This is a genomic window from Cytobacillus oceanisediminis (assembly GCF_007830235.1).
GTDB lineage: Bacteria > Bacillota > Bacilli > Bacillales > Cytobacillaceae > Cytobacillus > Cytobacillus oceanisediminis.
Genome location: NZ_VLKI01000001.1, coordinates 423,877 through 447,054, shown reverse-complemented (window position 1 = coordinate 447,054; position 23,178 = coordinate 423,877). Strand labels below are relative to the sequence as shown.

22 protein-coding genes are annotated in these 23,178 nt (G+C 40.7%); 20 read left to right on the top strand and 2 right to left on the bottom strand.

Features of this window, described 5'->3' with window-relative positions:
• The first annotated feature begins 27 nt into the window (after positions 1-27).
• Positions 28-1,524, top strand: a complete 1,497-nt coding sequence (locus IQ19_RS02090; RefSeq protein ID WP_144539403.1) for a flavin monoamine oxidase family protein — start codon at positions 28-30, stop codon at positions 1,522-1,524.
• A 253-nt stretch (positions 1,525-1,777) separates the two neighbouring features.
• On the opposite strand, the gene IQ19_RS02085 is transcribed toward IQ19_RS02090, so the two are convergent.
• Positions 1,778-2,368, bottom strand: a complete 591-nt coding sequence (locus tag IQ19_RS02085; protein ID WP_144539401.1) for a guanylate kinase — start codon at positions 2,366-2,368, stop codon at positions 1,778-1,780.
• Positions 2,369-3,240: 872 nt separating this feature from the next.
• Between IQ19_RS02085 and IQ19_RS02080 the strand changes: the two genes are divergently transcribed.
• From IQ19_RS02080 to IQ19_RS01995, 18 genes are all read left to right on the top strand, one after another.
• The gene (locus IQ19_RS02080) at positions 3,241-3,432 is read left to right on the top strand and encodes a hypothetical protein (RefSeq protein WP_144539399.1); all 192 of its coding nucleotides are present in this window, start codon (positions 3,241-3,243) and stop codon (positions 3,430-3,432) included.
• Positions 3,433-3,616: 184 nt separating this feature from the next.
• Positions 3,617-4,309, top strand: a complete 693-nt coding sequence (locus IQ19_RS02075; protein WP_144539396.1) for a GntR family transcriptional regulator — start codon at positions 3,617-3,619, stop codon at positions 4,307-4,309.
• A 26-nt stretch (positions 4,310-4,335) separates the two neighbouring features.
• A complete protein-coding gene (locus IQ19_RS02070) occupies positions 4,336-5,388 on the top strand; it encodes an NAD/NADP-dependent octopine/nopaline dehydrogenase family protein (protein WP_144539394.1) in 1,053 nt (350 codons plus the stop codon).
• Between the two features lie 34 nt (positions 5,389-5,422).
• Entirely contained in the window at positions 5,423-6,001 is a 579-nt protein-coding gene (locus IQ19_RS02065) for a hypothetical protein (RefSeq protein ID WP_144539392.1), read from the top strand.
• Between the two features lie 35 nt (positions 6,002-6,036).
• Positions 6,037-6,849, top strand: coding sequence for an energy-coupling factor transporter transmembrane component T family protein (locus tag IQ19_RS02060; RefSeq protein WP_144539390.1), 813 nt, complete (start codon positions 6,037-6,039; stop codon positions 6,847-6,849).
• A 33-nt stretch (positions 6,850-6,882) separates the two neighbouring features.
• Entirely contained in the window at positions 6,883-8,640 is a 1,758-nt protein-coding gene (locus IQ19_RS02055) for an ABC transporter ATP-binding protein (RefSeq protein ID WP_144539388.1), read from the top strand.
• A gap of 347 nt (positions 8,641-8,987) precedes the next feature.
• A complete protein-coding gene (locus tag IQ19_RS02050) occupies positions 8,988-9,449 on the top strand; it encodes a DUF3574 domain-containing protein (RefSeq protein ID WP_242020863.1) in 462 nt (153 codons plus the stop codon).
• Positions 9,450-9,892: 443 nt separating this feature from the next.
• Positions 9,893-11,710: a LysM peptidoglycan-binding domain-containing protein gene (locus IQ19_RS02045; protein ID WP_144539386.1), complete on the top strand. Its 1,818-nt coding sequence runs from the start codon at positions 9,893-9,895 to the stop codon at positions 11,708-11,710.
• A 613-nt stretch (positions 11,711-12,323) separates the two neighbouring features.
• The gene (locus IQ19_RS02040; protein WP_144539384.1) at positions 12,324-13,220 is read left to right on the top strand and encodes a Vgb family protein; all 897 of its coding nucleotides are present in this window, start codon (positions 12,324-12,326) and stop codon (positions 13,218-13,220) included.
• Between the two features lie 193 nt (positions 13,221-13,413).
• Positions 13,414-14,016 carry a TetR/AcrR family transcriptional regulator gene (locus IQ19_RS02035; RefSeq protein WP_144539382.1) on the top strand — a complete coding sequence of 201 codons (603 nt, stop codon included), beginning with the start codon at positions 13,414-13,416 and terminating at the stop codon, positions 14,014-14,016.
• Between the two features lie 14 nt (positions 14,017-14,030).
• Entirely contained in the window at positions 14,031-15,512 is a 1,482-nt protein-coding gene (locus tag IQ19_RS02030; protein WP_144539380.1) for an o-succinylbenzoate--CoA ligase, read from the top strand.
• 4 nt (positions 15,513-15,516) lie between these two features.
• The gene (locus IQ19_RS02025) at positions 15,517-15,933 is read left to right on the top strand and encodes a MaoC family dehydratase (RefSeq protein WP_144539378.1); all 417 of its coding nucleotides are present in this window, start codon (positions 15,517-15,519) and stop codon (positions 15,931-15,933) included.
• Positions 15,933-16,931: a 3-oxoacyl-ACP synthase gene (locus IQ19_RS02020; protein ID WP_144539376.1), complete on the top strand. Its 999-nt coding sequence runs from the start codon at positions 15,933-15,935 to the stop codon at positions 16,929-16,931. Before IQ19_RS02025 ends, IQ19_RS02020 begins: the two co-directional genes overlap by 1 nt.
• Before the next feature lie 107 nt (positions 16,932-17,038).
• Entirely contained in the window at positions 17,039-18,217 is a 1,179-nt protein-coding gene (locus tag IQ19_RS02015) for a substrate-binding domain-containing protein (protein WP_415803214.1), read from the top strand.
• 44 nt (positions 18,218-18,261) lie between these two features.
• On the top strand, positions 18,262-19,035 hold the full coding sequence (locus IQ19_RS02010; protein ID WP_144539372.1) for an ABC transporter ATP-binding protein: 774 nt from the start codon (positions 18,262-18,264) through the stop codon (positions 19,033-19,035).
• On the top strand, positions 19,013-19,717 hold the full coding sequence (locus IQ19_RS02005; RefSeq protein ID WP_144539370.1) for an ABC transporter ATP-binding protein: 705 nt from the start codon (positions 19,013-19,015) through the stop codon (positions 19,715-19,717). Before IQ19_RS02010 ends, IQ19_RS02005 begins: the two co-directional genes overlap by 23 nt.
• 20 nt (positions 19,718-19,737) lie before the next feature.
• On the top strand, positions 19,738-20,607 hold the full coding sequence (locus IQ19_RS02000; RefSeq protein WP_144539368.1) for a branched-chain amino acid ABC transporter permease: 870 nt from the start codon (positions 19,738-19,740) through the stop codon (positions 20,605-20,607).
• A 53-nt stretch (positions 20,608-20,660) separates the two neighbouring features.
• The gene (locus IQ19_RS01995; protein ID WP_415803213.1) at positions 20,661-21,599 is read left to right on the top strand and encodes a branched-chain amino acid ABC transporter permease; all 939 of its coding nucleotides are present in this window, start codon (positions 20,661-20,663) and stop codon (positions 21,597-21,599) included.
• 251 nt (positions 21,600-21,850) lie between these two features.
• Here IQ19_RS01995 and IQ19_RS01990 read toward each other — a convergent pair whose 3' ends face one another.
• On the bottom strand, positions 21,851-22,345 hold the full coding sequence (locus IQ19_RS01990; protein ID WP_144539366.1) for an Rrf2 family transcriptional regulator: 495 nt from the start codon (positions 22,343-22,345) through the stop codon (positions 21,851-21,853).
• A 221-nt stretch (positions 22,346-22,566) separates the two neighbouring features.
• Here IQ19_RS01990 and IQ19_RS01985 point away from each other — a divergent pair, with 221 nt between their 5' ends.
• Positions 22,567-23,010, top strand: coding sequence for a carboxymuconolactone decarboxylase family protein (locus IQ19_RS01985; protein WP_144539364.1), 444 nt, complete (start codon positions 22,567-22,569; stop codon positions 23,008-23,010).
• The last annotated feature ends 168 nt before the right edge of the window (positions 23,011-23,178 follow it).

Sequence of the window (23,178 nt, the reverse complement as noted above, 5' to 3'; positions counted from 1 at the left end):
TCTTCAGCATTGTAGAGGAGGAAAAGCATGCTAGATTACGTATTTCCTAGGTTATCCTCGGATCAAATGATTTCAATCATAAGAAATGGACTTGAAAAAACGAAAATACCCAAGAAGATTACCATTGTTGGTGCAGGAATGGCAGGACTGGTCTCAGCATCTTTGCTTAAGCAGGCTGGCCACAATGTGACGGTCCTTGAAGCAAGTGATAGGGTGGGAGGACGGATATATACGTTAAGGGGAGATTTTAGGGATGAGCAATATCTTGAAGCTGGTGCGATGCGGATTCCACATACTCATTTGCTGACGATGGAATATATAAAAAAATTCAAGCTCCCAGTTAATGAGTTTATCAATTCGACTCCTAACGATATTATCTATGTAAAAGGAATAAAAACTCGTTTAAAGGCATATAAACAGAATCCTGACATGTTACGCTTTCCCGTTTACCCGCATGAAAAAGGCAAAACAGCCAGTGATTTGCTTCAAGCAGCGATAAAACCGGTAACCAGTTTTATCGAACAAAACCCAAAAAGGAATTGGCCATGGGCCATACAGGAATTAGATAAATACTCGCTGGATACTTATTTGAGATACAATCCATTCGGAGTGACATTATCCCCGGGTGCCATCGAAATGATAAAAGTGATGCTTACACTGGAAGGGCTAATGGAGCTTTCTTTCTTGGAACTGGTACGTGAACTGCTAATCCTATTTACCCCTGATATCAAGTTTTATGAAATCACAGGCGGCAACGACCAGCTTCCTAAAGCATTTACCAATCAATTGAAAGATAATATTCAATACGGACAATATGTTAAGAAAATTAAACAACACGATAATCAAGTAACCATTTCTTCAGTCCATAAAATTTTAGAGCCATTTCAAATTACGGGGGACCTTGCAATTGTAACGATTCCTTTTTCAGTGCTGCAATTTGTAGAAATTGAGCCTCGCCATTCATTTTCCGAAAACAAATGGAAGGCCATCCGGGAACTTAAATATGTGGGATCGACGAAGACAGGCATCCAGTTTAAAAACAGGTTCTGGGAGAGACAAGGTTTGTATGGCGGGCAAAGCGTTACGGATCTTCCTATTAAATATGTTCAATACCCAAGTCATGGTCTCGGAACACAAGGATCGGGTGTTATTTTGGGGAGTTACACATGGGAAGATGATGCGATCCCGTGGGATAGTCTGGAAGAAGATAATCGGCTGGAATATGTATTAAAAAATTTAGCTGAGATTCACGGTAAACAGGTTTTTAGTGAATTTCAAGGAGGAACGAGCCACAGCTGGATTCGATATCCTTATTCTGCTGGAGCTTTCACGATGTTTAAACCGGAGCAGGTTAAGGAGTTATCTCCCTATATTTCTACACCCGAAGGCAGGGTTCATTTCGCAGGGGAACATGCCTCAACAAACCATGCCTGGATCCAGGGAGCAATCGAGTCCGGCATCCGTGTTGCATATGAAGTTAATGACTTGCCAAAAACTCACTTTGAATCAAAATTACAGCGATAAAAAGCGCTACTAATGATATATATTTTAACCATCAGATGATGGAAACGATTAAAAGCAGTGTGATTTCATGCGAAATCCACTGCTTTTATACTTGCTATTATATATGCTTTTCCTCTGTCTTTTAGCTATTTCCACAATATCTAATTTAATTTTTATTTCACTGGGTGAAATTTATTTTGCTATGTTCAAAGTAAGGAGGGTTTAAAAGAATGACTTTGAATCTTTTCATCCAGTCTTTTATCAGCCTATTACTTTAGTAGTCCGTAACTATGACGCCTCTGTCTAAAAATGCTTCGATTAATTCGCTAATTTGAAAAGCTACTTGTGGAGAATCATAATTTTCAAATACATGTTTATAGTTCTTTTTATAGCCCATGGTTTCGTCGTAATGGGCCATGTGCCGCTGAATGTCTTTCTCAGGATCCTGCCGCTCTTTTTGACGTTGAATAACTGTCTCACGATCCGCAAAAATAAAGAAGCTCATGATGCGTTCACCATACATTTCTTTCAGCTTCTCCGCACCTTCAGGATTCAATGTCAAATAAATGAGATTGTGCTTTTGGAATGCCTTGACGATATCTTCTTCGCGAATCCCATAATAATATCCATCGATTTCCACACTCTCGAGAAATTCCTGCTGTGTTTGCATTTGTTTGAAGGTTTCTTCACTAACGAAATGATAATCTTCACCATCTTTTTCATAATGTCGAGGGGAGCGAGTGGTGTAGGAAAGAACGGTTTGCATATCAAACGCAGTTGCGACCATTTTAGCAATGGTTTTTCTCCCTGAACCATCAGGGCCAGTATAAATGAATATTTTTTCTTTTCCTTTAATTTGGTACATAAATGACCTCCATCTTTTAAAATTGAATTTCAAAAAAGGAAACATCTTCCTCTGAGAAGTTTTATTGCACGTCAATGCGGGTGTGCATTTGCAAGAAAGCCCGTATTGATTAAGTCTATTTAATATGAAGATGTCCCTTTAATGATTGTACATAAAAATTCGTGATAATTGGCAATAATCCTTTAATATTAACAGAATATTCAAAAGTTAATATTCGTAAAGCAACTTTAACAGAAAACAAAGGAATCCTAACAGTAACCAATATAGAAGCAAGAACTTAAGTGAACTGTTTCTTGCCAATTTTTGGATAACCTAGGAGCAGCAGGATTTCGTCTATAAGACAAATATTAGTTTTTACAGCAGTTTATTAAAGGAAGTTAACAGTCTATTTACAATTAAGTGTATTTCCGATGGTTCGACATATTTTTAAGAATCACTTGTTATAATTTCATTATTTTAAAGGAAAGGAGTTGAATAACCACCGTGTAAAAAGCTACTTTGGAATGATTTAAAGCAAATCCAAGTCAAAACATACGAGGAGGAATCGTGATGGAGATTTTACTTTACGTCGGTACATATCTATCTGTTACTCTTGCTCTTGGCTGGCTGATTACAATCGTTTTTAATCTGTTTATAGAATAAGTTTTCCATCAGAGGAAGTTTTAAAAGAATCGCAGGCACTCCTTGATCCGGTATAATACAGTGATTCTCTGAGATTGATACACAATGAATTTCCGCAATCTCCGTCATATTTTAGGAATTGATACATACAACTAGATAATTCAATCAACAGCTAATCCATTTTAAGTTTGTTTCGTTTCGTATGTGTAAAGATTCTGCTGTTAATCTTACTATCCAGGGAGGGAATTGATGTGTGGATTTTAACCCTTTTTTTACAAGACGGCATCAAAATGTTTGAGTATGACAATAAGGTTGAAGCTAGTGCAGAGTTTGAAAAAGCAGATGGATGTAAGATTCTTTCTGAAATCATCCATTTTAAGGACTTCGAAAAAAGAGGAAAGTTAAAAACAGACGATGTCAGAAACTCCCCTTGGAAATTTTAAGAAGAAACGGAATATGGCAATCCTTTTTGCTTAAAGCTGCTATGATTCCTCATAAGAATAGAAGTTTTGGCGGAAAAGTGAGAGACCTTCCTAATGGGAGGCTTTTTTTATTACAAGCCTATTTTTTAATCATATTTTGAAAATTCTGAAATAATATATAACTGTATACAATTATATTAAGGAGGTGAATGAACTGATCAAAAATGTAACCGCGATAAGAATTTCAGCAAAAGACTTCGCCTACCAAGAAATCAAGAATAGGATTCTTAAGTGTGAATTTACCCCAGATCAGCCTATTGTCGAGGAGGAATTAGCCAAAGAGCTTGAAATTAGCCGAACTCCCCTTCGAGAAGCCATGCAAAGACTTGAACTGGAAGAATTGGTTGTCAGGCAGCCTAATGGACGGTTAAAAGTTGCACCCGTATCAGCGCAGGAAGTTAGAGAACTATTTGTCGTCAGAAGTATGTTAGAAGGCGTTATAGCAGCAGAAGCGGCAGAGAATTGTACCGAACAGGATATTAGACATTTATCCTATTTTGTTCAAATGGTCAAACAAACTTCTGATGAAAGAAACATGGAGGATGTCAGCCACTACGGGAGTCAATTCCATACGTATCTCTATGAGCTTAGCCAAAATAAGACTGCTGTAAAAATACTGCGACAGCTTAATGACCATATCACGAGGTATCGGAGGCTCGCTCATTTTATAGATACCAAAAAGACATCGGTTGAACATGAAGTGATTCTGGACTTTATTAAAAAGAAAGATAAACACAATGCTGAATCCATGATGAAAAATCATGTCCTAAATTCAATGGAGCAGGCAGTAGCAGCTGTAAAGCAATATGAAAACAGCATGAATAAGATCTCTGATTAGCGGTCTTAAAAGGGGAGGGGGATTCTATGTCGTTTGCCGTCATTGGAGCAGGCAACACTGGGCAGGCTATTGCAGGTTACCTTTCTTTACACGGAGAGGAGGTGAAATTATATAGCAGAGACTCACAAAAAGCAGAGCTGATTTCCAGAAAGGGACTGAACGTTAAAGGAGTTTATTCAGGAAGAGTATCAATAAAAGCATCAGCTGATTTGAAAGAAGTGATAGATGAAGCTGAATTTATCATCATCTCCACTACGTCATTTGGACACGGACCGGTCTTCAATCAACTAAAGCCATTATTAAAACATAATCAAACGATTGCGATATTCCCCGGATATTGGGGAGCAATAGAATGCAAAGAGATTTTAGGCGACACATTCGAAAACAAGAATATCACGATTGCAGAAACGAGTGCCATGCCGTTTGTAAGTAAAGCGGATCATAACGGGTCTGTATTTATCAATAAAGTAAAGAAAAATGTTTTAATAGGCTCTATTCCAAATTCCGCTCTTACCCCAATCTCTAAAAAGTTTATGAAAACTTTTCCGCAATTAACACCAACAAATAATGTTTTTGAAACTTCCATCAATAATACAAATGTTGTCATTCATACCCCGATCGCCTTATTCAATGCCAGCAGGATTGATGCTTCAGAGGAATTTCAATTCTATACTCAAGGTGCTTCCCCGAAAACGGTTTCATATATTGAAAAACTAGATGAAGAAAGGATAAGGTTAGCAGAGCTTTTAAAGGTAGAGACTCAAGATATCTTAACGTTATTAAACGATTTCTACGAAACGGATTATCCAAGCTTGTATAAAGCTTTATCCGGATTATTCCCTGCAGGTAATGGTCCCGCCTCCTTTGACCATAGATATTTTACAGAAGATATACCTTATGGTCTTGTTCCGATATCAGAATTAGGGAAACTAGCGGGAGTAGAGACTCCCTATACAGACGCCATTATTAATACTGCTTCACTGTTATTGAATAAAGACTTTCGAAAGGAAGGAGTAAATTTTGAGGGGGTAACCATTGAGAAAGTGCAGGCCATAGGAGGAAGTGTACAGTCAACTTAAGGTTTTTAATAAACAAACAGAGAGGTGTACTAAGATGGGTCAATTAGAAATAGGTAATCCAGTTCAGCAGGTAAAGAGAAAAATAACAGCTGTTGATTTAATTACTATTGTCATCTTCGCTGTACTTTATAGAGTCCTCTGGTATTTCTTTAAGTTTGCTGGTGTTGTTTTCCCTTTTAATCATACATTTGTCTATCTATTTTGTGCCTTCTGCCTGGTTCTTTGCTGGGTAATTGTCAGGAGACCATATGCATCTTTTTACTATACGGTAGCCTGGTGCGCCATCAACTTTTTTATTCAAGGTGAAATTCCAGTTTACTGGGTTCTAGTCGTCATTGCTCCACTGCTGCCGGAGATCTATTTGAATATCAGTAAAAAAGCATTTAGTAATCCGGATGAAATTTATTCAAGCACGAAACACTTAATTATCGCTGCAGTCCTCTATAACATCGTTTATGAAGCTTTTGTATGGTGGAGCATTATTAGCGTAATGAAAATTCCGGTTCCATTCAATTTAATCGGCATTGTCTTCGCCATATCCATTGTCGGTATGGTCATTGGTACAGTACTTGCGAAAAAATTTGGCATTCGGGTTAAAGCACTCTTGGGCTAAAGGCCAGTCTTTGAAATCTCCAGGAGGTGTGACAATTGGCGGCAATTGATTTCGTTTCTAATTTGGATGAGGATACTTGGGTGCACAAACTGGATCCAAGGGCAAAGCTATTTTTAATTCTGGGGTTTGTGATTATTCCGCTTTTATTTATGGATCCTTTCTATTTAACAGGGATCCTCATGCTGGGACTTCTGCTGTGGTTTTCAGCCAAAATCAAAATAAAACCCATTCTTCCTTTACTACTTACCATCTTAATTCTTGCCATGTCTGCCATCGTGTTCGCGACCTTTTATAATTACAATCAGCCGAATACAAACATATTATTTTCAATAGGCTCTCTTCAGGCAACGGATATAGGCCTTTACTCGGGGCTGATTCTTGGTTACCGGATTGCCATCCCTTGCTTTATGACAATCATTATCATCTCTACGACAGATCCCGCACTATTGGCAAAAGGGTTAATGAAAATGAAGGTGCCGATCAATGTGGCGTTTATGTTCCTGGGCACGTTACGATTTTTCCCGCTGGTCTTTGAAGAACTAACGAATATCTCCAATGCCCAAACGATCAGAGGCGTAAATAAAAAGGGGCTGAGAGGAAGCTGGAACAGTTTTAAACTGGCTGTATTTCCTCTCTTAATAAACTCTCTCAGAAAAAGCCGGACAATGGGGCTGGCTGTTGAAAGTAAAGGATTTAGCAAAATGGCCTGGAAAGAATACTACCAAGATATGAAATTAACACGAATGGATCTATTCGTTATCGTTCTGACGATTCTTTTCTTTGCTGCTGCTATCTATTTTCGATTCATTTTGGGGTTAGGAGGATCGAATTCTATCGTGTATAGCTAAACTTTGTATCACCCCTGAAGAAGGAGTGAATGTATGAATGCCAATCATATTATTGAAGTAAGAGGGGTCAGTTTTTCTTACCCAGGCACGGAAAAGAAAGCATTAAATGAATTAAACCTGGAGATTGGAAAGGGAGAATTTGTCCTTTTATCTGGTACAAGCGGAAGCGGAAAAACAACTTTTGCAAAATGTTTAAACGGAATCATCCCGCATCTTGCAGAGGGTAATTTAGCCGGGGATATTGTTATAAATGGAAAAGATACGCAACGTGTGCCCATGCATGACCTTGCCTCTGAGATCGGCATGGTCTTTCAAAATCCCGAAGATCAAATCTTCTCCATCCGAGTGGAGGATGAAATTGCCTTTGGGGTTGAATGCCAGGGCTACAAACAAGAAGTCATTCGGGAAAGGGTCCATTACGCACTGCAAAAACTGAGACTCGAAGATATTAAAAAGCAAATTACCTTTTCATTATCTGGGGGTCAAAAGCAAAAGGTTTCGATTGCAAGCAACTTAGCCATGCTCCCGTCCATTTTGATACTGGATGATCCGACAACAGATTTGGATCCGGTAAGCAAACAGGAAGTAATGGACATTTTAATGGAATTGAAAAAAGAAATTGATACGACTTTTATCATTATCGAACATGATTTAAATGATTTGATTGAAGCTATTGACAGAGTCATCATTATGCATGAAGGATCCATTCTTTATAATGGGAAACCAAGAGACATTTTTTATCATCACTTTGATGAACTGGACACTTTGGGGATCAGGATTCCAGATCATATAAGGCTGGCTAAATACCTGTTCGATAAAGGGTATAAATGTGATTCATTACCGATATCTAAGAAAGAAGTTTTTGAATGGGTTAAGAACCTGTTAGTTTCAAAAAAGTTAAGCCTCTTAAAGCTCGAAGCTGAAAAAAGAGGCGGCCATGATGATGCTGTGGCAAAATTAAATGGTGTAAATTTTAGTTACCAAAAAGGCAAGCAAATCCTGTATGATATCAATCTTGAAGTACAAAAAGGAGAGTTTTTGGCTATTGTCGGGCATAACGGCTGCGGCAAATCAACATTAATGAAAAATTTAATTGGGTTGCTCAAGCCCAATCATGGGTCCGTCATCATCAATAATAAAAATACGAAAGATTATAAAGTCCAGGATATCATATTGGATATCGGGTATGTTTTCCAAAACCCCGACAATCAGCTTTTCTGTAATTCTGTTGAAGAAGAAGTCGAATTTGGACTAAAAAACAGAGGCTATTGCAAGGAAGTAATAGAGGAACAAGTTGAACTGGCCATCAATACAGTAGGCTTACAGAAAAAAAGAAAAGAACATCCTTTCTCATTAAGCAGGGGGGAAAGACAACGGCTGGCTGTCGCAACCATGCTTGTATCAAACCCAAAGATTATTTTGCTTGATGAACCAACCACAGGCCAAGATGAGCAAAGTCTTAAAGCGCTATTAACTTTGATGAAAAAACTCATAGAGGAGAAAGATGCAACCATTGTCATGATCACTCATGATATGGAGGTTGTGGCGCAATATGCGAGCAGAGTAGTCGTAATGGATGGCGGTAAAATTGTTCTGAATGGCAGCCCGAATGAAGTGTTTTTTAACAACTATCAAATACTTCATTCACTCAAATTAAAGCCTCCGATTATTTCGCAGTTTTCTGCTGCTTTATTAGAAAATGGGTTTCCGAGGGTTACAAATTGGAAGATGTTCAGCAGGAATTTTATAGAGAATAAAACTGAAAAAGCAGGGAAGAAATCAATTATTTAAAATAGTAATAGTGTAACATTTAAATCATGAAAAAATTTACGGCAGGACACCTTGGAATACACGGTGTCCTTTTTCAATTAACCATGTTGCCATTTGGCCAGTTTGTGAATGTTTAAGTAGAGTGGTATAAGAGAATTGTATCTTGGGCAGAAAATACCGGAAAATGTCCTGTTAAACTCTTGAAAACTCTTGAAAACTGCTGGTCTCTTACAGTATTTAGTGACTATAAAATAGATATGAAAATAAGTAAAAAATCACCGTGAAAAAACAGATGGAAGAAATTATAATAATTGGTAGATTTTCATCTTTGTTTTACTAGCCAAACTTTTTAATAAGAAGGAGTGGCAATGTTGGAAAGGAAAAAAATCTTCTATTGGATCATCCCCATGGTTCTCTTCATAGGTTTTTTAGGAAATGCTGTATATGCTACAGGGGAACATGAAACCTCCAATGGAAAACAATCTTCTGCCTTAAAAGGGCAATTTCATCTCGAGGATGAGGTGAAAATCTACGTACCCTCTACGTATAATGTAGATCAGCCAATCGACAATACTCCATATGTAAACAGGTCGCTAGAGAAATTTTCAGAAATGTTTGGAGGAGCAACAGCCATTGATGGAACTGGAGCCTGGTTATCTGATGAAGATCAGCTGGTTAAGGAAAAAGTCACGATAGTGTATAGCTTTGCAGAAGATTTGGACAAGAAAAAAATTAATGAAGTAGTTGCCTATGCCAAAGATTTAAAGGAAGAGATGAAACAATCATCGGTGTCTCTTGAAGTGAATGGTAAGATGTATTTTATTGAATGAAATCGAAGAGGCTTTTATCCTTAGATAGTAGGGGGCCCCTTAAAATAGCTAATGAATTCACAATATATAACTCGAAAGTTATCAATGCTCAGAGTTTTTTGTACTCTGAGCATTTTTTAATATTAGCTTATTCATGACCCTTCTAATCTATCCTCCACAAGTGTTAAATGTAACGGTCGTATTCCTATTACGATTCCCTGCCCAGACCCCAATCAAGCCAATTGTTTTCATCATAAGCCCTTCAGCCTTTTCTTGAATCAAATTATGCTATACAGATTTGCAATAGTGTTTTTTTTAGTAGTATGAGATTCTTTTTTATCTAATTCTTCCCCGTTTTCGTTGAACTTCGCACTTCATACTGAATAGTATATGGGCAGAAAGAGTGTACCCATCTAATACCTCAACTTTACTCGTGAAATTTTATCTTATGGGAAGTGAAGATCATGCAGACATTTTATACCGTACGTTCAGGTGATACGGTGCACGGGGTTTCCAGTAGATGGGAAATCCCGAGCGATACCCTTATTGCAGCAAATAATTTGAAGCCTCCTTACACCATTTATATAGGTCAACAGCTGTCCGTTCCACCTGGTGTTGACGTTGTGCGTGTTAGGCAAGGAGATTCAGTGTATCGGATATCACAATTATACAAAGTTCCGACTTCAGTGATTATCGAGGCAAATCAACTTCAGCCACCCTATGTCATTCAGACCGGTCAATTATTAAAGGTTCCGCCAGGCGTTCCATATTATATCGTCCGGCCAGGGGATACACTTTATCAGCTTGCAGTCCGTTTTAATGTCATAACGAACGGGGAGCCAAATTATGAGCTTATTCGGATTGTAAACCAGCTTCCATCCTCACAACTAATTCCCGGAATGAAGATAAGGATTCCATACGCTCCTCCTGGTGGCCAAGGACGGATTGCCTATACTTCTGATCGGGGAGGGCATTATGATATTTGGTTATATAATCCCCGGACAGGAGAGAACGTGCAGCTCACCAGTGGATTGGGTGACTCTTTTTCAAGTCCTGAATGGTCACCGAATAGCAGGAGAATTGCGTTTGTCGGAAAGAGCAGAATTATATATGTTATTGATGTTGCAGCAGGTTCCATTGCTCAAATCGACCAGATGGAAGAAGAGGCGGAATTCAAACTGGATTGGTCGCCTGACAGCAGCCAAATTGCTTATACGAAGCAAGGTCGCATTATCTTGTACAACGTCCTGTCTCATCAAGCGCAAAGCATTCAACAACCTAACTCAACAGATGTTCAATGGTTTCCGAGTGGCAGGGAACTACTTTTTCAGGCACCAGATGCATCAGGAATTAGTCAGCTTTTCCGAATTAAAACCGATGGATCGGGGAAACAGCAAATTACAAGAAACACAGGAGGGCGGCTTAATAATGCCCAGTTTTCACCCGATGGAAGCTTCGTCCTTTATACAACACCAGGCGTCAGTATCTCCATCATTCACACCGTCGAGCTTTCAACAGGCAATGTGTTTGAAGTAAAAGGCGGGCCCCTTGCAAAAAATTATTATCCGAAATGGTCTCCTGATTCTTTGAAAATTGCTTATAGCGCTACTGCCTTTGAAGATAGAGGGTATTTTTCACAAGTTCGAACGGTGGGGAGGCGAGGAGAAGAGGATCGAATTTGGGCTATATCCAATTGTTTTGCAACTCCTGTGACGTGGTCAGCAGATGGAAGAAAAGTAGCCTATCTTAGTGGATGCAAGGAACAGGAATTTGCCAGTGAAATGTGGGCTGTCGACCTCCGACACCCCGTCCCGATTCGACTAATTGCAGGAGTTAACATTCAGTCACTTCAATGGTCTCCAACTTCCATTATGGACGGTACCAAAAAGACATATACGAACACGGCCTACAAGGTTCGTTTCCAATATCCTTCGAACTGGCGAAAAGTGAACGAGGAAAGATATGAAGGTGCTGACGGCTTTTTTCAAATATCGGCTATTTCAGCTGTTGAAAACTTGGATGAGGTGTGCCGTGGGGAAGCTTTCCATCCATTAAGGCCCTATGGATCCATGCCAAGCATTTTGAAGGCTCGAGTTCAAAACCAGGAAGCTTGCTACATTTTACCCTCTCCGGACCAGTCAGCAGAAATGTTGAATCAATCCGCTTTAATCGTAAGGTATCCAACTCCCATTACCATACAAGGAGAAACTTACAATTACTTCATCTTATGGGTGGACCAACCGCATTTGAAGGAGATAGCTTCAAGTTTAACCTTTTTATAGAACATGGAGGCCTGTCCCCCCGTTCGCAAAATACTATTATATAATTAAATACTGCTACAAAAGAAGGTTGCTGGAATGTTTCTTAATATTCTGTCAAACTAATCGTTGCGGCAACTTTTTCTGACTTTGAGTACATTTATGACTGATAAATATAATAATAGATCGATATATATAAATCATTATTTTCGTGAAAAACTTGATCTGTTTTGCACTTCTTGTACCTAATGAAATCACATGCCAGTTTTTCCAAAGGAAAGCTCCCAACTTGATCAAGCATCATTTGACTTCACCTAATAAATATCTTACAGTTAAAATAATCAAGGATCGAAAGGGTGAATGAAAGCACATGATCATATAATCCTACCTTTAGAAGAAATCGATATTTTAGCCTCAGGTTCAGTTTCAAAATGGTTTTGGAATGGACTTTATTTATTATCGATTGTTTTTCTGAGATAGGATTAATGTAAAGTGCTTTTTGACTTTAATAAAAGACTGTTATAATCGACAAGTCTATTTAAGTCTATTTTGTGCTGCATTGCCTCCAGTCTCAGAAAACGAGATAGGAGGCTATTTTTGTTTTGGAAATTTATTTTAAGTTATCGGAGGGAATTGAATGGAATATAAATTGCAAGAATTAAATCTGGCCAGCAAAGAAACAGGGCCATACGGAATAGCCGTTTCAGATAAGGGAGAAGTCTGGTTTACACAGCATAAAGCAAATAAGATAAGCTGCATCCATTTTGGCGGAGAAATTACAGAGTACTCATTGCCGACACCGGATGCAAAAGTCATGTGTTTAATTGTATCGTCAAAAGGAGAAGTCTGGTTTACTGAGATTGCAGCCAACAAAATTGGGAGGCTCACAATAGAGGGCACTATTCTTGAATATACATTACCCAACCCAAATTCAGCACCCTATGGCATTGCAGAAGGGCCAAATGGGGATATTTGGTTTACAGAAATGAATGGAAACCGTATAGGGCGGATTAAGGACGACGGTACAATCCATGAATACGAGGTTCCTAGTCAAGGTTCTTATCCTTCATTTATTGCTATGGGATCTGATCATGCCCTCTGGTTCACAGAAAACCAAAATAATGCGATCGGAAGAATTACGGAAAATGGAGAAGTTACAGAGTTTAAAATTCCTACACCAGCATCTGGACCGGTTGGGATTACAAAAGGAAACGATGGTGCACTCTGGTTTGTAGAGATTATCGGAAATAAAGTAGGACGCATTACTACATCTGGAGAAATAACTGAATACGAAATTCCAACCCCGAACGCCCGGCCGCATGCAATCACAGCTGGGGCAGTAAATGATTTATGGTTCACGGAGTGGGGAGCAAATAAGATTGGAAGGCTTACAGGCAATAAAATCATTGTGGAATATCCCATACAAACTCAAAATGCAGAACCGCATGGTATTTCGAGCATTGATGGTAAAACCATTTGGTTTGCAATGGAGTGCGACAAGATTGGAAAATTAACTTTAATTAATGATAATTAATTATAAAATCAAAATATTATTTTTGAGGATAATAGAAATCCTTTAAAAGAGTATTGAACCCCGTCATAAATATAGCACGGGGTTTTTCTAGTTGGATTTTAAAAATAAGTATATTTTCACTCTACATTTTATTTTTAAAATACTGTTGTAATTTTTAGAATATTATTTATAATAAAGTTGAGAGGTGATTCAGGTGTCAATTAAGAATGTGACTGAGGAAAAAGAACTAACCCCAAGAGGAATCGAAACACGTGAAAAGCTATTAAGGGCAGCTGAGGCGGTTTTTGGCCAGAAAGGGTATTTTGAAACGTCCATCGTCAATATTTCACAAGAAGCGAAGGTTGCTCAGGGAACGTTTTATAATTATTTTCCTTCAAAGAAAGATATTTATGATGAATTAATCCGGAGCTATAGCCGGGATCTGCGCATTGCGATTAAAGAAGGAATGGAAGGAAGCTCATCATTTGAGGAAGCTCAGCGAAATGGCTTCTTCGCCTTCTTCAGCTGGGTAAAAAATCATCCCAATTTATACAGTATCGTCCAGCAGGCGGTTGTGGTGGATCAGGAGCTATTCCGCTGGTATTACGGAAAGCTAGCCAATGGATTCTTAAAAAGTTTATCCCAAGGAATTGAGGCTGGTGAATTTAAAGACCTTGACCAGGAGACTGTTGCATACTGCCTGATGTCGATAGGACAGTTCCTGGGAATGAGATGGGTGTATTGGGAAAAGAAAGAAGTTCCTGAAGAAGCATTTGATGCTGCGATGACACTCATCTTCCAGGGGTTAAAAAAGTAAAGAGGGGGAGTTCGATGAAAGGGATTGCCTATTGGATTCAGAAATGGGCATACACACATCCAGATCGAACAGCAGTCATAACAGATAACGAAAAGGTGTCCTACAGGCAGCTGGATAAATTGATCGATTCAGCTGCTGTGAAAATTCATGAAATGCTGCAGGGAAGAAAAGGGGAACGCATCGCCATTCTGTCGCACAACCGGATTGAATACATAGTCCTTCTATTTGCCATTGCAAAGGCAGAATGTGTGGCCGTCCCACTCAATATTCGGCTAAGTGCAAAGGAACTTATTTTTCAGCTCAACGACAGTGGCTCAAAGCTTATCTTTGCCGAAAAAGAAAATGCAGAGTTTGCAGCCTCCCTTTTTGAACAAAGCGAATTAGAATCTATGGAGTTTATGGAGGATTTATGCCAGGGAACTCAAACAAGCTTTACGTATGAGAATCCAATTGACGAGGAAGCTCCATACATTATCTGCTACACCTCCGGGACCACCGGCAAACCGAAAGGAGCCGTGCTGACACAGAGCAATATGTTCTGGAATGCAGTGAATAACAAGCTTGCGATCGATTTAACGTCAGAGGATCGCTGCATCGTGCTGCTACCGCTGTTTCATATTGGGGGAATCGGGCTGTTTGCTTTCCCATCGTTATTTTCTGGCGGAACGATTGTCATTCCCGGCAAGTTTGAGCCTGAAAAAGCGCTCGCGATGATTGAAAAGCATAAGGTGACCATTGTGATGGGGGTTCCGACCATTCATCAGGCACTGCTGACAAGCACATCATTCAAGACGGCTGATTTAAGCACGGTCCGCTGGTTCTTTAATGGAGGAGCCCCATGTCCGCGTGAATTAATAGATGCCTATTTTGATAGAGGGTTTCTTTTTGGCCAGGGCTTTGGAATGACGGAGACGTCTCCTACTCTATTTATGCTCACAAAAGAAGACGCACCGAGGAAAAGAGGATCGATCGGCAAGCCGGTGTTATTTTCTGAATATAAGCTGATAGATTCAAAGGGCAAAGCTGCTGCAAAAGGTGAAGTTGGCGAGCTTGCGGTGAGGGGGCCAAATATTATGAAGGAATATTGGAACAGGCCTGATGCCACTGTAGAAGCATTGAAAGATGGATGGCTCCTCACAGGGGATCTAGCCAGGACGGATGATGAAGGGTTTCTTTTCATTGTAGGCAGGAAGAAAGAAATGATTATTTCCGGCGGGGAAAATATCTATCCGCTTGAAGTGGAGCAAGTGATCAGTCAATTAAAAGAAGTTGCTGAGGTTGCAGTGGTTGGGAATGCTGATCCACTTTGGGGCGAAGTGCCTGAAGCGTTTATCGTAAAAGAAAATGGAAGCGCTTTAACTGAAGATGATGTTGTTCAACACTGTCACGGGAATCTTGCAAAATATAAGATTCCCAAGAAGGTAACATTTTTAAACGAGCTCCCGAAAAATGCCACGGGAAAAATACAGAAAACACAACTTTTAGTAAGAAGGTGAAAAGGTGATCAGTTATAGTGTCGGCCAGCAGGCATCCTGCAGCAAAACCATTACAGAAACAGATTTTGTAATGTTTGCAGGGATGAGCGGAGATTTTAACCCGGTCCACATAGACGGGGAATACGCCAAAAAAACGAGATTTAAAAAGCGCATAGCACATGGTCTCTTAACATCCAGTCTATTATCCCAGCTATTGGGTGTGCATCTGCCAGGAAAAGGATCCATTTATGTTGAACAGACCATCCGGTTTAAGGCGCCCGTTTTTATAGGCGATACGATTACCGCACAAGGAACGGTTCAGGAGATTGACAGCAAAAGGCGAATACTGACTTTGCTGACCGAGTGCTTCAATCAGGATGGAACAAAAGTTTTGACAGGCACGGCCAAGATGATGGTGCCTGAAGAGGGAGGGGTAATCTGATGGGAATTGGCATTAAAGCAACAGGTGTATTTTTCCCTCCTGGAATCGAAACGGCAGCCGATCTTGCAGTAAAGACAGGGATACCTGAAGAGGTGATTATCGGCAAGTTCGGTTTGGTCCAGAAGCATGTTGCAGATGATAGCCTCCATGCCTCCGACTTGGCCATTGCTGCGGGAAGGCAGGCGATCGAAGGGATTGACCCGCTGTCCATTGATGTCGTGATTTATTTTGGCAGTCCTCATAAGGATTATTATGTCTGGTCCAGTGCTCCGAAAATCCAGCATGAATTAGGGGCGAAAAATGCCTATGCGTTTGAAATCATGAATGTCAGCTCCTGCTTTCCGATTGCTTTGAAGGTAGCAAAAGACATGATTGCATCAGACCATTCGATCCAAAACATCCTGCTTGTTGGGGGATGCAAGGAATCACAAATTATCGATTATGCGAACCCGCGCTCGCGCTTCATGTTCAACTTTGCAGATGGCGGAACGGCTGCACTGATCACAAGGGATTCCTCGCATAGTGAAATACTCCAAAGTGCCATCCTGACAGACGGATCCTTCCATGATGATGTCCGAACACCTGCAGGTGGGTCCAAGCATTTTGCCAGCCGCGAAACCGTTGAAAAAAACCTTCATTATATTGATGTGAAGGATCCGCAGTCCATGAAGGAAAGACTCGATCCTGTATCGATTGCAAATTTTGAACATGTAGTTCGCGAAGCACTCCATAGAAGCGGTTATACTCCTCAAGATATGAAACTCCTATTGCCACTGCACACAAAACGTTCCATGTTCAAAGAACTCTTACAATCACTCGAACTTCCGGAAGAAAAAGCAATTTACTTAAATCACCACGGCCACATGTCTTCACTTGACCCATGCATTGGGCTGCATTTTGCCCAGGAACGCAGACTTTTGAATCCAGGGGATATTGCGGTTGCAGTCAGTGCGGGAACTGGGTATACGTGGGCTGCGACGGTTGTGAAGTGGAAATGAATTAGAAGGATTCATAGATAAGCAGCAAGATTTTACATGGCCGAAAGAAAATGAAAATAGGGGGAATGGCTATGAAATTCAAGTTAAACGGCTTTAAATCACTATTAATGCTTGGAACTGCACTCACTCTTATCATTACTTCCGGATGTTCCGGAGACACAGCAAGTTCAGAAGAAGAAACGGTTAAAATTGGTGTTCTAGCCTCCTTAACGGGTCCTCTCGAGACCTATGGAAAGCAAACAGTTGCAGGATTTGAACTGGGACTCGATTATGCAACCGAGGGATCCAATGAAGTAGCGGGCAAAAAGGTTGAGTTCATAGTGGAAGATACGGAAACAAAGCCTGATGTGGCCGTAAGAAAAGCAACCAAGCTTCTGGAAGAGGATGAAGTAGATTTCTTAGTGGGTTCATCAAGCTCTGGTGACACACTGGCCGTTTTGCCGCTCGCTGAAGAATACGAAAAAATTATGGTGGTGGAGCCTGCGGTTGCTGATAGCATCACCGGCCAGAACTGGAACAAGTATATCTTCAGGACTGGAAGAAATTCATCTCAGGATGCCGTTGCCGGTGCAGCTGCAATCGCTGAAAAAGATGTCAAAATCGCGACCTTCGCACAGGATAATGCGTATGGCCGGGAAGGAATCGCGGCATTTAAAGAAGGTGCCGAGAAGCTTGGTGCCACCATTGTGAATGAACAGTATGCAGACCCGAATTCCACTGATTTCACAGCGAATATTCAAAGCATCATAAATGAAAAGCCGGATTACCTTTATATCGTCTGGGCAGGATCCAATGCCCCATGGAAACAGTTAAAGGATATGCAGCTGGAGGAGCAGGGAATAAAAATTTCCACTGCTGCGCAGGATATTGCCTCCTTAAAGACGATGGATTCTCTGATTGGCATGAGCGGCTTTTCCATTTACTATCACACCCTGCCGGATAATGAAGTGAACGACTGGCTGGTGGAAGAGCATAAGAAAAAGTTTGACGGTGAGATTCCCGACCTGTTTACAGCCGGCGGAATGACAGCTGCCATCTCCATTGTGGAGGCCCTGAAGAAAACAGAAGGTGATAAAGAAGTGGACGGCCTGATCACCACAATGGAAAACATGGAGTTTGAGACACCGAAAGGAACGATGAAGTTCCGGGCTGAGGATCATCAGGCATTGCAGTCCCTGTATGCAGTAACCCTGGAGGAACAGGAAGGTGAGGATCATCCGGTACCGGTGCTGATCAGGGAATTGAATATGGAAGAAACCGAGCCGCCAATCAGAAATGGCAAATAAAAATGTCAGAATAGTTAGACATACCATTAGGAGGGATCGCCAAGTTGGAGAATATCTTGGTAACGAAAAACCTATCAGTTTCCTTTGGCGAGCATGATGTCATAAAAGATGTGAACCTGGAAATAGAGCGAGGGAAGCTGACTTCGATCATCGGGCCAAATGGCGCGGGCAAGACCACTCTTTTTAACTTGCTGAGCGGCCAGATCGCCCCGACAAAGGGAGAGATTTATTTTAAGAAAGACAATATAACCAAGCTCTCTGTACCATTACGGGCGAGAAGGGGCATCGGCCGCTCCTTCCAGCTCACCAATATTTTTCCGGAGCTGACTGTCCTTGAAAATATTAGGCTGGCCATCCAGTCATCGAGCAAAGATTACTACTCGATCTTCCCTAGGCTTTCTTTCATGAGCCGCCAGCAGGATGAAGCAAAAGCGGCCATGGGGCGGTGCATGCTAAGCGGCAAGGAAGATGTGCTGGCACAGGATCTGGCACACGGGGAAAAAAGAAAACTCGAGCTGGCCATGCTGCTGGCTCTAAAAACAGAACTGCTTCTGCTTGATGAGCCGACAGCAGGCATATCGATTGAAGAGATTCCTGCCATTCTGGAAGTGATTGAGAACATTAAGAAGGAAGGTATGTACACGATTGTATTAATTGAACACAAAATGGAGATGGTCATGCATCTTTCCGATACCCTGGTGGTTCTATTCAATGGAGAGCTCCTGGCCAGCGGCAATCCGAAGGAAATTATTAAGGACCAAAGAGTTCAGACGGCATATTTAGGAGGCATGCACCGTGAGTCTATTAAAACTGGATAATCTGGAGACCTATTTGGGTCAATATCACATTCTTCAGGGTGTATCCATGTCAGTAGAAGAGGGAAGCATCACCGTCCTCTTCGGGAGAAATGGCGCAGGCAAAACGACAACACTGCGCACCATCATGGGCTTCAACCCATCCACCACGGGTTCAGTGCATTATCACAATCAGAAGATCAGCGGAATCCCTACCCACCTGATCTCCAGAAAAGGAATCGGCTATGTACCGGAAAATCAGGGAATATTCAGTGCACTGACAGTAGAAGAAACCTTGAATCTGGCCAAGTCAAAGAGCACAGGTGAGACAGAGGAAAAAATGGAGTGGATGCTGGAGCTCTTCCCGGATTTGAAAAAATTTTGGCGGAAGAAAAGCGGATTGCTATCCGGCGGACAAAAGCAGATGCTGGCGATTGCCAGGGCGTATATCAATGGAGATGGACTGCTTCTGATCGATGAGCCAAGCAAAGGATTATCGCCGATCATGGTTGAAAAGCTGATGGAATCGATTCTGAAAATGAAGGAAAAAACCACGATTCTGCTTGTGGAGCAGAATTTCCTGATGGCGAGTGAAATCGGCGATTACTTTTACATTATGGACGACGGAAAAATAGTCCATGATGGCTTGATGCAGGATCTTAAGGAAGACAAGGAAACCTGTCAGAAATACTTGGGCATCGCGTAAGCAGTGAAGGGGGGCTGGAAATGGAAGTCTTTATTAATTTATTGGTCAATGGGGTTTCAACTGGGCTTTTGATATTCCTTCTGGCTGCTGGACTTACCTTAATCTTTGGACTGATGAGTGTATTGAACTTCGCCCATGGCGGATTATTCGTCTGGGGCGCTTTCTCAGGAGCATGGATTTTTAAAGAAACAAACAGTTTTCTATTAGCGATAGCGGGTGCAGTTGCAGTCGGAATGGTCTTGGGCTGGGTATTGGAGAGATTCCTGATCCGTCCTGTCTATGGGAATCATGTGAGACAGCTGCTGATTACATTAGGCGGGATGCTGGTATTATCGGAAAGCATCAAAATCTTCTGGGGGCCAAACCCGATAAGGGTAAACCTGCCAGCGTGGCTTGAAGGGAGTTATCAGTTTGATGGAATCATCATCATAAAATACCGTGTGTTTGTGATTGTGGTTGGACTGCTGCTGTATCTGGCATTATGGCTTTTGCTCAGCCGTACGCAGATTGGACTTATGATCAGGGCTGGAGTGCTGGATAAGGAGATGGTTCAGGCGCTCGGAATCAATGTAAAAGGACTTTTTACATTCGTATTTCTGCTCGGTGCCGGATTGGCTGCTTTAGGCGGAGCGCTATTAGCGCCGTATTCTGGAGTCGTTTTTGCGGAAATGGGCATGCAGTATGCCATACTGGCTTTCATTGTTGTCATCATTGGCGGAATGGGAAGCCTGCAGGGATCGGCACTGGCTTCCCTGATCGTAGGAGTAGCGGGAGCGTTTATGGCTTATTATATGCCTGATTTGTCACTGGCATTGAATATGCTCCTATTGGCTATCGTATTATTGGTGAAACCAACAGGGCTGCTGGGAGAAAAGGGGAGTGCTGTATGAGAGGTGTATTTCATAAAGTGCCGCTGTACTGGGGGCTTGCGATTCTGCTTTTCATGCTTCTGTTTCCCTTTGTTAACGACTCCCGAAGCACACTGATTTTACTTACTCAAATTTTCATTTTTGCCATATTTGCGATGAGCTTTGATATTTTGTTAGGGTATACCGGCATTGTTTCCTTTGGTCATTGCATGTTCTTTGGAATCGGCGCTTACAGCACGGCTCTCATTTTTAATAAGCTGGATGCAACTCTGCCAAACTTTTTAATTGGATTGGTTATAGGCATCATCCTATCCGCTCTGGTTAGCTATATCATTGGTTTATTATCACTAAGGCTCAAAAGCCACTTTTATGCGATGCTGACACTGGCAGTATCACAGCTCTTTCTTGTACTGGCAGAGAAATGGAGGGGACTGACGCATGGCGGAGACGGTTTTACCTTCAGTGTGCCTGACGTATTCAAAGACCGTACTTCTTTCTATTACATTACACTCATTAGTGTAGCCGTTGTTTTCATCCTGCTGAAGCTTTTTACAGAATCGTCCACTGGCAAGGTGCTAAAAGCCATTTCCCAGAATGAATATCGTGCAGAAGCACTGGGGTATCAAACACTTCATTATAAACTGATTGCCAGCGTGACGGCTGGAGTGGCAGCTTCCTTAAGCGGCGCACTATATGCAGTGTCACTACGGTTCATTAATACCAATGTCTTTTCTATTGAAGTTACCCTTGATGCTCTCTTAATGACGATGATCGGGGGAATGGGAACCCTGGCTGGTGCCATAGCAGGAGCGGGGATCATCGAATTTTTAAGACATTATCTTTCTGAGCTTGCGATGACTTTCCCCATCTTTGAACGATGGACGATTATCCTCGGATTCTTATATATAGTGGTGCTCCTTGGGTTCCCTTCCGGTTTGGCAGGAGTTATTAAAAAGTTCACCTTGAAAAAGGGGAGGAGGGAGAAGAAAAGGAATATGAAAAGGGCTGCATAGTGTGGGATAAGATGAATCTGGAAACCTTGCCATCATTATTAATTGCAAAAACACTTATTTTCTCGGGATATTGAACGTGGGGTTAATATCAAAACTATTATCTTTAATGTTGTGAAAAAACGTTCTTAAGCTGGTGAGAGCTGATAAATCCAATGCGGATCAGGCTATTGAAGCGGTCATAGTTATCATTAGAACATAGAAAAAGAATAAACCTCTCCATCAAAATCAAGGAATATCAGGAGAGGTTGATACTATAGACTGCTCTTGGAAAAATATTTCCGGGTTTCTTCACGTGTGTGATTTGGCAAGACACTTTCTAGCTCTTCATTTAACCATGAAAGTGTTTTACTGCGCAGGAAATCACGCATTTTTTCTTCGGCTGAGAGCATAACTAAATTGATGGTACAAGAGGAGGTACCTGAAGAGCAGATATTTTCTCTATACAAATAACCATTATCTTTAATGTTTTTACATTGAAAAATTGGCTTGGGACCTTCAACTGCTTCAATTACATCCCAAAAAGATATTTCTTCTGGAGATTTAGCGAGTTTATAACCACCCTTAACTCCAGGAACTGAGGTAACAATCCCGCTCTTTGATAATTTACTGAATATCTTAGAAAGATATGTTTCGGAAATCCCTTGGAAAGTGGAAAGTTCCTTTATTCCAATGGAGGAATCCTCTTTATTATCAATTAAATATACGAGGCAGTGAAGTGCGTATTCAACCCCAATACTATACTGCATTACTAACACCTCTTCATAAATGAGATTAATTAATCTTAAGAATTTTTCATTTCTTTGTCAAACATGATCAATTTGCACTAATTAACATGAAAAGAGGTTTGACATCATAAAGTTTACCCTTTATTATAGACAATATCAATCGCTGATTGATACTATCCACAATTCGAATATCAAAATGCGGTTCAATTATATATTGAATCAGCTTTTAAGGAGGAATTGATATGGAACAACGAATTGATTATTACAATTTAGCTCCAGAGGCAATGAAAATAATGATGGAAATGGAGAGGTATACGAAAACAACAGGTTTAGACCGTAAACTTCGTGAGCTTATAAAAATTCGCGCTTCTCAAATTAATGGCTGTGCCTATTGCATAAACATGCATACAGCTGATGCGAGAAAAATGGGAGAAACGGAACAGCGTTTATATTGCATTAGTGCATGGAAAGAGTGTACATTTTACACCGAAGCAGAAAAAGCAGCTCTTGAATTAACAGAGCACATAACTCTAATCCCGGCAAAACGTGTGCCAGATGAGCTTTATAAGCGAGTACGTGAACATTATGATGAGAAGCAATATATTGATCTTGTTCTAATCATCAATCAAATCAACAGCTGGAATAGAATTTCTATTGCAATGGGAAATATAGCAACTGAAAAATAAAATCTTCAAAAGTTAGTGCCATAATAAATTATTTATCTGAGAGCTTAATTTAAAATTAACTTACCTTCTAGTAAGTAAAAAATGAACTTTGTACGAAAAAGAAGGGCAAAGACTAGCATCGCAGAAAAAATCGTTGCCGGCTCATAAAGTTTACTATTAATGCAAAAG

What these genes read in the sequence shown, in the direction of transcription:
- IQ19_RS01985 (WP_144539364.1), top strand. Translation starts at nt 22,567, where the DNA reads ATGGAACAACGAATTGATTATTACAATTTAGCTCCAGAGGCAATGAAA.
- IQ19_RS02090 (WP_144539403.1), top strand. Translation starts at nt 28, where the DNA reads ATGCTAGATTACGTATTTCCTAGGTTATCCTCGGATCAAATGATTTCA.
- IQ19_RS02040 (WP_144539384.1), top strand. Translation starts at nt 12,324, where the DNA reads ATGGAATATAAATTGCAAGAATTAAATCTGGCCAGCAAAGAAACAGGG.
- IQ19_RS02085 (WP_144539401.1), bottom strand. Translation starts at nt 2,368, where the DNA reads ATGTACCAAATTAAAGGAAAAGAAAAAATATTCATTTATACTGGCCCT.
- IQ19_RS02000 (WP_144539368.1), top strand. Translation starts at nt 19,738, where the DNA reads ATGGAAGTCTTTATTAATTTATTGGTCAATGGGGTTTCAACTGGGCTT.
- IQ19_RS02015 (WP_415803214.1), top strand. Translation starts at nt 17,039, where the DNA reads ATGCTTGGAACTGCACTCACTCTTATCATTACTTCCGGATGTTCCGGA.
- IQ19_RS02050 (WP_242020863.1), top strand. Translation starts at nt 8,988, where the DNA reads ATGTTGGAAAGGAAAAAAATCTTCTATTGGATCATCCCCATGGTTCTC.
- IQ19_RS02065 (WP_144539392.1), top strand. Translation starts at nt 5,423, where the DNA reads ATGGGTCAATTAGAAATAGGTAATCCAGTTCAGCAGGTAAAGAGAAAA.
- IQ19_RS02030 (WP_144539380.1), top strand. Translation starts at nt 14,031, where the DNA reads ATGAAAGGGATTGCCTATTGGATTCAGAAATGGGCATACACACATCCA.
- IQ19_RS01995 (WP_415803213.1), top strand. Translation starts at nt 20,661, where the DNA reads ATGCTTCTGTTTCCCTTTGTTAACGACTCCCGAAGCACACTGATTTTA.
- IQ19_RS01990 (WP_144539366.1), bottom strand. Translation starts at nt 22,345, where the DNA reads ATGCAGTATAGTATTGGGGTTGAATACGCACTTCACTGCCTCGTATAT.
- IQ19_RS02070 (WP_144539394.1), top strand. Translation starts at nt 4,336, where the DNA reads ATGTCGTTTGCCGTCATTGGAGCAGGCAACACTGGGCAGGCTATTGCA.
- IQ19_RS02045 (WP_144539386.1), top strand. Translation starts at nt 9,893, where the DNA reads ATGCAGACATTTTATACCGTACGTTCAGGTGATACGGTGCACGGGGTT.
- IQ19_RS02055 (WP_144539388.1), top strand. Translation starts at nt 6,883, where the DNA reads ATGAATGCCAATCATATTATTGAAGTAAGAGGGGTCAGTTTTTCTTAC.
- IQ19_RS02020 (WP_144539376.1), top strand. Translation starts at nt 15,933, where the DNA reads ATGGGAATTGGCATTAAAGCAACAGGTGTATTTTTCCCTCCTGGAATC.